The following is a 12,030-nucleotide window of genomic DNA, read 5'->3' as shown; positions in this document are numbered from 1 at the left end:
AGGCCAACGCCCTCGCTAGCATCGAAGAGGTAAGCCTACTTACTGTTGGTCTGCTCCCCTGGGGATGCGGGAAGGGAAGCCCGATGCGCGTCAAGAACTCCGTCATTGTGATCACCGGTGCGTCGAGCGGCATTGGCCGGGCCACAGCGCTTCGCTGCGCATCCAAAGGCGCCTGCCTGGTCCTGGCCTCGCGCGGTACCAAAGCCCTAGAGGCGGTGGCCCGGGAATGCAGGAAACGCGGGGCGAAAGCCATTGCCGTAGCCACCGACGTGACGGATCCGGCAGCGGTGGACAACCTGGCCGCCCGTGCCGTGGCGGAGTTCGGACGCCTCGACGTATGGGTCAACAACGCAGCAGTGGGCGCATTCGGCCGGCTCCTTGACATTCCGGCCGCGGATTTCCAGCGTGTCCTTGACGTGAATATTTCCGGCTACGTGAATGGTGCGCGCGCTGCCCTGGCCCGGCAGGCTGCCCAGGGTTCGGGGGTACTGGTCAATGTTGCTTCAGTTGTTGGCGAAACCCCGTTGCCCTACTCCGCAGCGTATTCCGTCACCAAGGCGGCGGTCCGGTCCCTTAGTGTCAGCCTGCGCTCGGAACTGGCACTTGAAGGACTGTCCGGGGTGCACGTGTGCACAGTCCTGCCAGCCACCATCGACACCCCGTTCTACCAGCACGCTGCCAACTACACCGGCCGGCGCCCACGTCCCCTGCCCCCGGTCTACACGCCGGAACGCGTGGCCAGGGCAATCGTCAACGTCATCGAGCACCCCCGCCGCGAAACCGTGGCGGGAGGTCCCGTGGCACGCCTGCTGGTCCTGCAGCACAAGGTCACGCCGAAACTGGTGGAAGCGTCCATCGCCCGCCAGGTGGACAAAAAGCAGCTGCCCCGCGGCAAGTCCGCCTCTGTCACCCCGGGAAACCTGCACCGTACTTCGGAATCAATCAGGAAAGGCTCCGTGACCGGCGGCTGGCATGGCCGGAGTAGGACGGCCCGGCGCAGGTTCTTCACCGCGGCGGCAGTGGCTGGCGCCGTGATGGCCGCAGGCAGGCTGCGGGGATGACGGTCCCCGGACGGGTGCTCCGGGAACCTGACCCGGCCTCACGGCCGCGATTCCCGAAAGGGGAGCAAACCCTGTTAAAGGTTCTTGTCCGCGTAGGCGTGCAGGGCGTCCCGCACGAAGCCGGCGCCGGCCTCTCCGCCGTAGTTGGCCGCAAACCGGGCGTCCGCAACGTACATGTCCGCGAGCCCGGTGACGTAGCCTTTGACGTCTCCGCCGCTTTCCGCGGCCGGGGTGCCAGGAATGGACATCAGCCATTCAACGTGGCGACGGGCAAGATCCTGGGCTTCGGGGCTGCCCGGACGGACACCTGATCCGGCCGCGGCCAGCCAGTCCTTCCCCAGCCGTTCAGAGCGTGACTTCCACTCCCTCTTCTCCGCTTCGTCCATGCCCCGCCACCACGAGTCCCCTTTCGCATAGGCGTCCTTGCCCCACCGCTCCTCAACCTCGTCCTTGTACTGTGTGTGGTCGAAGCCGTCGAACATTTCTTCTGCCATGAGTTCTCCTCCTCCTCTAACCGTTTCGATTGTTTGCCGGACGGACGCGATCTGGCGGGACAGCCGGTCCTGCTCCTGCCGCAGCCACTCCAGGTGGCGGGTCAACGCCTTTACGGCGTCCGTCTGCTGCTGGAAGACCTCCGCTATGGCGGGCAGCCCCAGGCCCAGTCCGCGAAGGAGCAGGATCCGCTGCAGTTGCAGGAGGGCGGCGCCGTCGTAGTGGCGGTAGCCGTTGCTGCCCACCCGGCTGGGCTTGAGCAGCCCGATGTCGTCATAGTGCCGAAGGGTGCGGCTGGTGGTGCCGGCCATCCTGGCGACGTCCTGGATGGACCAGTCCTTCGCTGCTTCCGCCGTGGTTTCTTCCATGGTCCGAGCGTAGGGGTTGACGCAGCGTCAAGGTCAAGGGGCGGGCGGGCCAGGTTCAGCGGGCGCGGCGGTTCCGGGGTGACCGGGTGCGGGCCTGGGCCACCAGGCGGCGGAAAGCGAGGATGAAGATAGCTTCGATCAGGAGCATCAGGCACACCAGCAACCACTGCTCCCGGGCAACAAAAACAATGCAGCCGGTCAGCGCCAGGACCGTGCCCAACGCCAGGGTGTACGTTGCGAAGCCGACAGCAACCCGGGCGCTGCGCACTCCCGTGCGGAACCCGAAACCGTGCGGTTCACCGCCGGGGTATCCGGGAACACGGTCCGGCGCGGCAGGTCCCAGGGCATCAAATTCTTCCCAGGGATCCTTGTCCTGCGCTTCTGCGGCCATGCTCCAATTATCCCAAAAAGGGGTTCCCGGAGGGGCCGGGCCGGGAAGCCTCACAAAAACAGCGGCCCCTCCAGCTTTCGCTGGAGGGGCCGCTGGACGGGTACTTCCGGTGCAGGCGCCGGAAGTTGCCCAAGCCTTAGAGGGGGCGGATGTTCTCTGCCTGCGGGCCCTTGGGGCCCTGGGTCACATCGAATTCGACCTTCTGGTTCTCGTCCAGAGAGCGGTAACCGCTGCTGGCGATTGCCGAGTAGTGGGCGAAAACGTCAGCGGACCCGTCATCGGGGGCAATGAAGCCAAAACCCTTTTCGGCGTTGAACCATTTAACTGTGCCTGTTGCCATGGCTGCATTCCTTCATGTGACTCTGATTCTCTCCCCGGGCATCAGCCCGAAGTGTGCGGAGAACGTCCCCCGCTGCTCCCCAACGTACGGGGACAACGGCCTGTGTGCAAGGGGTGGCCGGGCATGGCGTGCTCAGCGCATGCCTTCACGGCGGATCGCGGTGGCTATCGCAGCCGCCCTGGTCTCCACTCCGAGCTTGGCGTATATGTGGGCGAGATGGGTCTTTACAGTGGCTTCGGAGATGAAAAGTCGCTGGCCCAGTTCCCTGTTGCTGAGCCCCTCAGTGAGGAGGCTGAGCAACTCGGCCTCCCGCGGGGTGAGGATCTCGTCCGGGTTGCGCAGCTGCTGGAATAACCGGGACGCCACGGGCGGGCTCATGACGCTTTTGCCCTGCACGGCGCCGCGAATGGCAGCGAAAATTTCCTCCGGCGCGGCATCCTTCAGGAGATAGCCCATGGCGCCGGCGTCCACGGCGCGCACAATGTCCGCATCGGAGTCGTAGGTGGTGAACACCAGGATGGCCTGCCGCTTGTTGAGCCCGCGGATCCTGCGGATGGCCTCGATGCCGTCCATGCCCGCACCCATGGCCAGGTCCATCACCACCACAGCGGGGGAGTGCTCGCGCACCTGGACCAGGGCTTCCTCGCCGGAGGCGGCCTCTGCCGCCACCGCGATGTCCGGCTGGGTGCCGAGCAGGGCGCGGAGACCGCTGCGGACCACCAAATGGTCGTCCACCAGCAGGACGGTGATGGCGCTCATGGTTTACCTCCCGCGGCTTCGCCCGCGGCTGGAGCCGCGGGCAGCTGGGCGGCCACGATGGTCCCTTCACCGGGTGAGCTTTCCACGGAGAAGGTGCCGCCAAGCTGTTCCACCCGCTGGCGCATGGCCCTCAGACCGTACCCTCCGGCGTCCGACGGCGGTGCTGCCGCCGCCGGATCAAACCCGGCGCCGTCGTCGTAAATGTCCAGGGTGACGGCCTCGGGAAGGAATCCCAGGGTCACGGTGGCGGCAGTGGCTGACGCGTGGAGCTTGATGTTGGAGGCGGCGCTTTGCACGACGCGGAGCAGGGCATGGCGGACCTCCCCGGACACGGGCCGCGGTTCGCCGGTCACCAGGAGCCGGGTCTGGGGCACGTACTGCCTCGCGGCGACGAGCAGGGCTTCGGGCAGGGGGGATCCGTCCAACCCCGGGGAGGCCAGTTCGTGGACGAGGCTGCGGGTTTCGGACAGGCTGGTGCGCAGGAGCCCGGCTGCCTGCCGGAGTTCGTCCCGGGAGGCAGGGCTTGGCCAGGCCCGTCCGGCGGCCTCGAGCAGGAGCAGGCTGCTGGCCAGTCCCTGGGTGACGGTGTCGTGAATTTCCCGTGACACGCGTTCGCGTTCGGCAATGGTGCCCGCGCGGCGCTCACTGGCGGCCAACTCGCCCTGCGCCCGCGAGACTTCAGCGTGCAGGCGGCGCTGTTCCTCGGCGTCGTGCTGGATGCGGTCGTAGATCAGTGTCAGCATCAGTCCCACTGCCAGCGGGCCCAGGAGCATGGCGGGGTCCGTGCCGTCGCTCATCCGGAACAGCCCTGCTGCCGTGGCTGCCGCCGTGGTGCCTGCCGCCAGGTAGGCGGCGGTTCCGGCCAAAGCGCTGCGGCAGAGGAAGAAGAGCGCGAACGAGCACCAGGCAAAGCTCGGGGCCGCGACCACCAGCACCGCCCAGACAGCCACCAGGGTGAACATCCACGGCATGCCCGGCCTGCCCCGCGCCGCGAGAACGGCCACGGCGGCATAGAGCATGCTCGCCGCGGCAGCCAGTCCCAGGATCAGCAGGTTGTCGGCGGGGCTGTGCCGCATGACGTAGCGCACCAGCGAGGCCACCAGGAGCACCGCGAATCCCAGGTGCACTGCGGTGCCGATGCTGCCCAGGCCGGTGCGGGGTGTATCCCGCCGGGGCGGGGTTCCCGGGGCGGCAGCGGTGGCCGGGGCAGTGCCGGCGGCTCGGGTAGGCATGGGATGTCCCGTTCTGGCTGGTGGGAAACGCTACCTTCCATGCTATTGCCCCCGCCGATGCTGGTCTCTCAGCCATTTGGCTGATTCGGCTGGCTTTTGGGTGGAGGCTTCAGCAGACGAAGGCCCGATGCCCGTCGCCCCCGCCCCCGGAAGGATTGGTGCGTACCCCCCATGACCGTCCAAGGAGACACCGTGAAGAAGTCGCACAAAGCCTTTGCCGCCGCCGCTGCCGGCGCCCTCGTCCTGACCGCCGGAGCTACGGCGGCAGCCAACGCCGGAACCAGCCCCGCACCGGCAGCGGTCCCCGCCGTCGACGTCCAGCCCGTGCCCGAAACGGTGGTGCAGCAGAACCGCATCAGCGTTGGGGCATCGGCCACAGCCGTCAGCGCAGCCCTGGCCAAATGCCAGGCGGACAAGCTGCCCTTCGTCACCGTCGCGCTGGTGGACCGGTTCGGCACCCTCCAGGCGCTGCTCCGCGGTGACAACGCCGCCGAACACACCATCGAAGCGGCCAAGCAGAAGGCGTATACCGCTGCCGCCTTCGGCGCCCCCACCAGTGAACTCACCAAGCGCATCAACGGCACCGGCCCTTCCATCGCCGACCTCCCGGATACCCTGTTCCTGGCCGGCGGCGTCCCGTTGAAGGTCAACGGCGTCTCGGTGGCGGGCATCGGCGTCGGCGGTGCTCCGGACGGTGCGCTGGATGAAGCCTGCGCCTCGGCAGGGGCTGATGCCATTGCCCGCACTGCCAAGTAGGCTCCGCGTATGAGGCGATTCCGGATGGCCGTGATGCTTGCCGCCGGCGGGCTGTTGCTCAGCGCCTGCCAGGCCGGTCCGCCGGAGCCGCAGCCGGTTGATTCTGCGTCCGCCCCCGCACCCTCCAGCCCGCTGCCCACTCCGGGACAGCCTCCGGCGGCGGCGCCCTCCCCGCCGCCTTCACCGGCCCTGTCCGCCGGGGAACAGGCGCAGCTGGACCAGGAACTGATCGCAGCCGCCAAGGCCAATAACGCCCCGCTGGTGGCCGCGCTGATCGGGAGGGGCGGGAACGTCAACGCCAAGGACGCCATCCAGGATTCCGCGTTCCTCTATGCCGGAGCCGAAGGCTTCAACGAGGTCCTCCGGCTGACGCTGGCGGCGGGTGCGGATGTTGCCAGCACCAACTGCTACGGCGGGACGGCACTGATTCCCGCGAGCGAGCACGGGCACGTGGAGACGGTGCAGATCCTGATTGCGGCCGGGGTACCGGTGCACCACGTCAACAACCTGGGCTGGACGGCCATGCAGGAAGCCATCCTGCTCAACAACGGTGGCCCGCGTCAGCTGGAAGTGGTGCGCCTGCTCCTGGACGCTGGTGGGGACCCGGACATCCGCGATCCGGAGGGCCGTACTGCCCTCCAGAACGCGGAGCGGCTGGGGTTCGCGGAAATCGCGGCCCTGATCCGCTCCCGCAGCTAGAGCGGCCCCTGCTCAGCAGCCGTTGTGGGGCACATTGGCGCGGACACGCCGCCGGCCATGGCCTTAACGGCTGGCCGCGGCTTCAAAGTGCCCCAGCCGGCGGCTCCGAGCTCCGGACTCAGACGGCTTCGAGGATGCTGACGTAGTTGGCGATGCCCACGCCGCCCATGTTCTGGACTGCGGCGCGGCGGGGGCTATTCAGTTGCATGTCGCCGGCGGTGCCGGTGAGCTGCATGGCGGCGAGGACGTGCTGGGAGACGCCGGTGGCGCCCACGGGGTGGCCCTTGGACTTGAGGCCGCCGGAGACGTTGACGGGCAGCTTCCCGTCCTTGAACACCCGACCCTCTTCCAGGGCGCGGAGGCCCTGGCCGGGGTCGGTAAGGCCCATGGCCTCGTACATGAGCAACTCGGCGATGGTGAAGCAGTCGTGGACCTCCGCGAAGTCAAGGTCTGCGATTCCGACGCCGGCCATCGCCAGGGCGCGCTGCCAGGATACGCGGGTGGCTTCGAAGGCCACTGGGTCACGGCGGGAGGCGGGGAAGAAGTCGTTCGCCTGGCCGAAGCCGGCCAACCGCACGGCCGAAGCCGCACCGCCCGTAGGTGATGTGGACAGGACGACGGCGGCAGCGCCGTCGGATACGGGGGAGCAGTCCGTGCGGCGCAGGGGATCAGCCACCATGGGGTTCTTGTCCGAGACAGTGCGGCAGAACTCCTCGCCCAGGTCCTTGCGGAGCTGGGCGTAGGGGTTGTCCACGCCATTGCGGTGGTTCTTGGCCGCGATGGTGCCCAGCACGTCGCCGAGCTTGCCGTGGGGGTCGTAGCGTTTGGCGTAGTGCTTGGCAACGTCGGCGAACAGCCCGGTGAAGCCTGTGGTGGAGGACTTGCCCGCCATGTCGTAGTCGGCGCCCAGCAGCCCGGCGCCCACCACGTCGGCCCCGGCATGGGTCATCTTCTCGGCACCGATCACCAGGACGGTCCTGGCGGTCCCGGCGAGCAGGGACTTGGTGCCCTGCTGGAACGCGGCGGAGCCGGAGGCGCAGGCGTTCTCCACCCGGGTGGCGGGAACGTTGGCGAGGTCGGGGGAGACCTGCAGCGCCAGCGACGACGGGAAGGCCAGGGGCACCATCCCCGAGTTGAACTGGCCCACGTAGACCTCGTCCACCTGCCCGGGATCGATCCCCGCGGTGCTGATGGCGTCGGTGGCCACCTGCACCATCAGGGACTCCAGGGTGTCGTCGGTGAGCTTGCCAAACTTGCTGTGCCCCCATCCGGTGATGAGGATGTCCTTGCCGAACTGTTCCTTGAGGCTCATGCGATGGCTCCTTCGCGCTCGAGGGCGATGTCGAATTCCGCGCCGGTCTTGTCATGGATCTCGCTGAGCGTCACGTCCGGAGCGAGGCGGGTGAGGGTGAGCCGCCGCCCGCCGTCGTCCTTCTTCACCAGGTCGAAGACGGCAAGGTCTGTGATGATGCGGTCCACGCAGTCCAGCCCGGTAAGTGGCAGCGTGCATTCGCGGACGATCTTTGGGGTGCCATCTTTGGCGTTGTGTTCGCTGAGGACCACGACCCGGGGTGTGCCGGCCACCAGGTCCATGGCACCGCCCATGCCCTTGACCATCTTGCCGGGGATGGTCCAGTTGGCCAGGTCACCGGTGCCGGAGACCTGCATGGCGCCGAGGATGGCGACCTTGACGTGCCCCCCGCGGATCATGCCGAACGAGGTTGCGGAGTCGAAGATGCTGCCGCCGGGCAGGACGGTGACGGTCTGCTTGCCTGCGTTGATCAGGTCAGCGTCCTCTTCGCCCTCGTAGGGGAACGGGCCCATGCCCAGCAGGCCGTTTTCGCTCTGCAGGACCACGCGTACGCCGTCTGGCAGGTTGTTGGCCACCAGCGTGGGGATGCCGATGCCCAGGTTCACGTAGTCGCCGTCGTTCAGTTCCTCGGCCGCGATGGCGGCCATTTCATCCCTGGTCCAGGCCATGGGGTTTCTCCTTTGAAAAAGTGGTGGGTGTTCAGACTGCCAGCGCTTCAGCGGCGGGCTCGGTGCGGGGCCGGACGGTGCGCTGTTCGATGTCCTTGGCCCGCGCGGTGGCCTGCACCAGGCGCTGGACGAACACGCCGGGGGTGACGATGTGGTTCGGGTCCAGGGCGCCGGGCGGGAGGATGACCTCGGCCTCGGCGATGGTGAGCTTCCCGGCGGTGGCCACCACGGGGTTGAAGTTGCGTGCGGTGTAGCGGTAGATGAGGTTGCCGTCGGTGTCGGCGGTGTGGGCGTGGACCAGTGCGACGTCGGCCACGATGCCGCGCTCCTGGACGTACGTTTCGCCGTCGAACACCTCGTGCGGCTTGCCGTCGGCAACCAAGGTGCCGACGCCGGTCCTCGTGTAGAAGGCGGGGATACCGGCACCGCCGGCGCGCAGCCGCTCGGCCAGGGTGCCCTGCGGGGTGAACTCCACCTCGAGCTTTCCGGCCAGGTACTGCTCCGCGAACAGCTTGTTCTCGCCCACATAGGACGCGATGACTTTGCGGACCTGGCCCGCTTCAATCAGGATGCCCAGGCCCTTGCCGTCCACACCCATGTTGTTCGAGACCACCGTCAGGTCCTTTACCCCGGAATCCCGCACGGCCTCAATCAGGTCGGAGGGAATACCGCTCAGGCCGAACCCGCCCACGGCCAGGGTCATCCCGTCCTCAAGCGCCCCCTGCAGGGCCGCAGCGGCCGTGGGGTGAAGTTTGCTCATGGTTTCTCCTCGTCGAGCGTCCGCGTGTCCACTTTATGGACCAATGGTTGTGCCTTCGAGGCTAAAGAGGCTGATTTGGGGTGTCAAGAGGCGGAATCTGGGCAAAACGTGCGCATCTACACTGTGGACGGTAGGCTTCTGAATGTCCATATTATGGACGAAAGGAGCAGGAATGGGTGCAGTTCAGGTGCAGGGAGCGCAGGTGGTCAGCAGGATCGCCGGATTGTTACGCCTGGTGTCGCGCAGTGCGGAGGGCATGCCGCTGGCCGGCCTGGTCCGCGAATCCGGGCTGACCCGGCCCACGGTCCATCGGCTGCTGACCTCCCTGGCGGGCGAGGGACTGCTGGACCAGGATCCGGCATCCGGCAACTGGGTGCTGGGGCCGGAAGTCCTTTTGATGGGGTCGGTCGCCTCTGCCCGGTTCCCGCTGGAGGACATTGCGCGCCCCAGCCTGCGCCGCCTCGCCGAAGCCACCGGGGAGAGTGCCTTCTTTTCCGTCCGCCGCGGCACGGAGACCGTCTGCCTGCTGCGGGAGGAGGGCAGCTTTCCGGTCCGGTCTTTCGTCCTGCATGAGGGCGTCCGGTTCCCCCTGGGTGTGGCCTCCGCCGGCACGGCCATCATGGCGTTCCTGCCTGAGGCCGAGCAGGAGGAGTTGCTGGCGGACTGGACAAAGCATGCGGGCACCTTCGCCGCAAACCACACGGAGCAGCTTGTCCGCGAGAACCTGGCCCGTACCCGGTTGCAGGGCTACTCACTGAACCCCGGCCTGGTGCTTGAAGGCAGTTGGGGGATGGGCGCGGCCGTGTTCGACCGGTCAGGCCGGCCCGCCTGGGCCCTGTCCCTGACGGGGATCGAGCCCCGGTTCCGGCCGGACCGCCAGGAAGAGCTGGGCGCGCTGTTGATGGCGGAGGCCCACCGGATTACCCAGCAGCTGGCCGGCACCGAGGGCGCAGTGGTGCCCTACTGAGACCCTTGGCCTGCCTGGACCTCGGTCTGTTTCCGGGTTTTGCTGCGGACGTACCATCAGGCATGGAAAAGCTGAAATTCGAGGTAGAAATTAGCGCTCCCGCAGAGACCGTCTGGGCCACGATGCTCGATGATGCAACATACCGGGAATGGACGAGTGCGTTCAACGAGTCGGGTTCCTACTATGAGGGTGAGTGGAACCGGGGCAGTGAGATTCGGTTCCTTGGCCCTGACGATGAAGGGTCCACGGGCGGGATGATCGCAACGGTTGAGGAAAGCAGGCCGCATGAGTTTATCTCCCTGAGATATCTCGGCCAGATCGTCGACGGTGTGGATGACAGGACCAGCGACGCGGCGAAGCAGTTCATCGGGGCGCACGAAAACTATGCATTCACCGAGGCTGATGGGGTGACGACAGTGGAGGTGGAGCTTGACAGTGAGGAAGAATGGGCGGCCATGCTGAAGGAAGCATGGCCTGTGGCCCTCGGTAAGCTCAAGGACCTCGCCGAAGCCCGGTCCTCCAGCTGACGCCGCTCAAGGCGAACCACCGTTAACCAAAATGCGCGACGGCGCGCCACTCCTGAAGGTGCGGCGCGCCGCTTCGCGCTTCCTGAAGGGTAAGGAAGCCCAGTGGAGGGCGGGCTCTTTGTGTCAGAGTCCGGTGCGTGCCTCTTCGGGGCCCTCGCCCTTCCACCAGGTGTCAAAGATACTGACGGGCACAGTGCGCTTGTGCCGGGTACGCAGGTACTTCTGTTCGATGCGTTCCGCGACGTCCCCGGGAACGTCCCGGCCCTCCAGGTAGTCGTCGATCTGGTCGTAGGTCAAGCCCAGCTCGTCTTCATCCGTGCGGCCCGGCTGGTCGTCCAGGAGGTCTGCGGTGGGTACCTTTTCCCAGATCCGTGCAGGGGCGCCAAGCTCTGCCAGCAGGGCGCGGTTTTGCCGCTTGTTCAAGCCGAACAACGGAAGGATGTCCGCGCCGCCGTCGCCATATTTGGTGAAGAATCCGGTGACGGACTCCGCGCCGTGGTCGGTGCCGACCACCAGGTAGTTGTGCTCGCCTGCCAGCGCGTACTGGGCGATCATGCGGGTCCGGGCCTTGGTGTTTCCCTTGTGGAAGTCGGAAATTTCGTTGCCCACGGTCTTTTCGAACTCGTCCTCGAAACCGTCAACGGCGGCGGAAATGTTGAAGGTCCATTCCGTCTTGGGCCTGATGAAATCAAGGGCGGCCTGGGCGTCCTCCTCGTCGTGCTGGACACCGTAGGGAAGGCGCACCGCCACGAAATTGGCCTCCACGCCCTCGGCCTCCAGCTCGTCAACAGCCAGCTGGGCGAGCTTTCCGGCCAGGGACGAATCCAGGCCGCCGGAAATACCCAGGACAAATCCCCTGGTCTGTGTTGCCTTGAGGTAGTCCTTAAGGAACGTGACACGCTTGCGCACCTCCCCGGCGGGATCGATCCGGGGCTGTACGCCCATTTCCTTGATGATGGTGGCCTGGAGTTCGCGCATGTGCTCCAGCCTAGCCAGCGGCGTTGACAGTGCTCAAGCATGTCCACCGGCCTGTCCCGACTAAACTGGAACCCATGACTTCCCCCAGTGAGACTGCAGTGGATGCTGCAGCTGCCCGTGCCCGCCTGCTCGAACTGATCAAGGAACTTGCCGTGGTCCGTGGCAAGGTGATCCTCTCCAGCGGAGCGGAGGCTGACTACTACATCGACCTCCGCCGGATCACACTGCACCATGAGGCATCCAAGCTGGTGGGCCAGGTAATGCTTGCGCTTGCCGACGACGCCGGGATCGACTTCGAATGCGCCGGTGGCCTTACCATGGGGGCTGACCCGGTGGGGACGGCCGTGATGCATGCAGCCGCCGACGCCGGCCGCGCCGTTGACGCCTTCGTGGTCCGCAAGGCGCAGAAGTCCTACGGCATGGGCCGCCAGGTGGAAGGCCCGTCCGTGGAAGGCCGCAAAGTCCTGGTCCTGGAAGACACCTCCACCACCGGCGGCTCCGCCCTGACGGCCGTCGAGGGCGTCCGCAACGCCGGCGGCAATGTTGTTGCGGTGGCAGTGATCGTGGACCGCGATACCGGAGCCAAAGAAAAGATTGAAGCCGAAACCGGTGTTCCCTACCTGTTTGCGTTCAGCAAGGACGAGCTGGGACTTTCCTAGCCACAGCCGTCCACCCCGCACGCCGGAGGGCGGCGGGGGTCAGCTGTAGCAGCGTTCCGGG

15 protein-coding genes are annotated in these 12,030 nt (G+C 66.8%); 6 read left to right on the top strand and 9 right to left on the bottom strand.

Going from position 1 to position 12,030, the window contains the following annotated elements:
* Nucleotides 1–83 precede the first annotated feature (83 nt).
* Entirely contained in the window at nucleotides 84–1,061 is a 978-nt protein-coding gene (locus AC5RTT_RS04815; RefSeq protein WP_494144238.1) for an SDR family oxidoreductase, read from the top strand.
* A gap of 74 nt (nucleotides 1,062–1,135) precedes the next feature.
* On the opposite strand, the gene AC5RTT_RS04810 is transcribed toward AC5RTT_RS04815, so the two are convergent.
* The 5 genes from AC5RTT_RS04810 to AC5RTT_RS04790 all read right to left on the bottom strand — a co-directional run bounded on the left by AC5RTT_RS04810 (nucleotide 1,136) and on the right by AC5RTT_RS04790 (nucleotide 4,643).
* Complete coding sequence (locus AC5RTT_RS04810; RefSeq protein WP_494144237.1) at nucleotides 1,136–1,921, bottom strand: MerR family transcriptional regulator; 786 nt, start codon at nucleotides 1,919–1,921, stop codon at nucleotides 1,136–1,138.
* Nucleotides 1,922–1,976: 55 nt separating this feature from the next.
* Nucleotides 1,977–2,312, bottom strand: coding sequence for a hypothetical protein (locus tag AC5RTT_RS04805; protein ID WP_494144236.1), 336 nt, complete (start codon nucleotides 2,310–2,312; stop codon nucleotides 1,977–1,979).
* A 136-nt stretch (nucleotides 2,313–2,448) separates the two neighbouring features.
* Nucleotides 2,449–2,652 carry a cold-shock protein gene (locus tag AC5RTT_RS04800; protein WP_013599688.1) on the bottom strand — a complete coding sequence of 68 codons (204 nt, stop codon included), beginning with the start codon at nucleotides 2,650–2,652 and terminating at the stop codon, nucleotides 2,449–2,451.
* Nucleotides 2,653–2,784: 132 nt separating this feature from the next.
* On the bottom strand, nucleotides 2,785–3,411 hold the full coding sequence (locus AC5RTT_RS04795) for a response regulator (protein ID WP_494144235.1): 627 nt from the start codon (nucleotides 3,409–3,411) through the stop codon (nucleotides 2,785–2,787).
* A complete protein-coding gene (locus tag AC5RTT_RS04790) occupies nucleotides 3,408–4,643 on the bottom strand; it encodes a sensor histidine kinase (protein ID WP_494144234.1) in 1,236 nt (411 codons plus the stop codon). The genes AC5RTT_RS04795 and AC5RTT_RS04790 overlap by 4 nt, the downstream gene beginning before the upstream one ends.
* 192 nt (nucleotides 4,644–4,835) lie before the next feature.
* Here AC5RTT_RS04790 and AC5RTT_RS04785 point away from each other — a divergent pair, with 192 nt between their 5' ends.
* Both AC5RTT_RS04785 and AC5RTT_RS04780 read left to right on the top strand, forming a co-directional pair.
* Nucleotides 4,836–5,399: a GlcG/HbpS family heme-binding protein gene (locus tag AC5RTT_RS04785; RefSeq protein ID WP_494144233.1), complete on the top strand. Its 564-nt coding sequence runs from the start codon at nucleotides 4,836–4,838 to the stop codon at nucleotides 5,397–5,399.
* Nucleotides 5,400–5,408: 9 nt separating this feature from the next.
* Nucleotides 5,409–6,098: an ankyrin repeat domain-containing protein gene (locus AC5RTT_RS04780; protein ID WP_494144232.1), complete on the top strand. Its 690-nt coding sequence runs from the start codon at nucleotides 5,409–5,411 to the stop codon at nucleotides 6,096–6,098.
* 118 nt (nucleotides 6,099–6,216) lie between these two features.
* On the opposite strand, the gene AC5RTT_RS04775 is transcribed toward AC5RTT_RS04780, so the two are convergent.
* Genes AC5RTT_RS04775 through AC5RTT_RS04765 form a run of 3 tightly spaced genes read right to left on the bottom strand, consistent with a single transcriptional unit; the run spans nucleotide 6,217 to nucleotide 8,838 of the window.
* Nucleotides 6,217–7,410, bottom strand: coding sequence for an acetyl-CoA acetyltransferase (locus tag AC5RTT_RS04775; RefSeq protein WP_494144231.1), 1,194 nt, complete (start codon nucleotides 7,408–7,410; stop codon nucleotides 6,217–6,219).
* Entirely contained in the window at nucleotides 7,407–8,078 is a 672-nt protein-coding gene (locus AC5RTT_RS04770) for a 3-oxoacid CoA-transferase subunit B (RefSeq protein WP_494144230.1), read from the bottom strand. Before AC5RTT_RS04770 ends, AC5RTT_RS04775 begins: the two co-directional genes overlap by 4 nt.
* Before the next feature lie 31 nt (nucleotides 8,079–8,109).
* Nucleotides 8,110–8,838 (bottom strand): CoA transferase subunit A, encoded by a 729-nt coding sequence (locus AC5RTT_RS04765; protein ID WP_494144229.1) that lies wholly within the window; start codon nucleotides 8,836–8,838, stop codon nucleotides 8,110–8,112.
* 172 nt (nucleotides 8,839–9,010) lie between these two features.
* On the opposite strand from AC5RTT_RS04765, the gene AC5RTT_RS04760 reads away from it, so the two are divergent.
* Nucleotides 9,011–9,805 (top strand): IclR family transcriptional regulator, encoded by a 795-nt coding sequence (locus AC5RTT_RS04760; RefSeq protein ID WP_494144228.1) that lies wholly within the window; start codon nucleotides 9,011–9,013, stop codon nucleotides 9,803–9,805.
* A gap of 62 nt (nucleotides 9,806–9,867) precedes the next feature.
* Nucleotides 9,868–10,332, top strand: coding sequence for an SRPBCC family protein (locus AC5RTT_RS04755; protein ID WP_494144227.1), 465 nt, complete (start codon nucleotides 9,868–9,870; stop codon nucleotides 10,330–10,332).
* Between the two features lie 123 nt (nucleotides 10,333–10,455).
* Here the strand turns inward: AC5RTT_RS04755 and nadE are convergent, their stop codons facing one another.
* Nucleotides 10,456–11,310, bottom strand: coding sequence for an NAD(+) synthase (gene nadE / locus AC5RTT_RS04750; RefSeq protein ID WP_494144226.1), 855 nt, complete (start codon nucleotides 11,308–11,310; stop codon nucleotides 10,456–10,458).
* A gap of 74 nt (nucleotides 11,311–11,384) precedes the next feature.
* Between nadE and pyrE the strand changes: the two genes are divergently transcribed.
* Nucleotides 11,385–11,969, top strand: coding sequence for an orotate phosphoribosyltransferase (gene pyrE, locus AC5RTT_RS04745; protein ID WP_009357201.1), 585 nt, complete (start codon nucleotides 11,385–11,387; stop codon nucleotides 11,967–11,969).
* Nucleotides 11,970–12,030 lie beyond the last annotated feature (61 nt).

It is taken from the genome of Arthrobacter sp. Y3221157, assembly GCF_059089865.1.
Note: the sequence above shows the minus strand (reverse complement) of the source record. Positions and strands in the feature narration are given on the sequence as shown.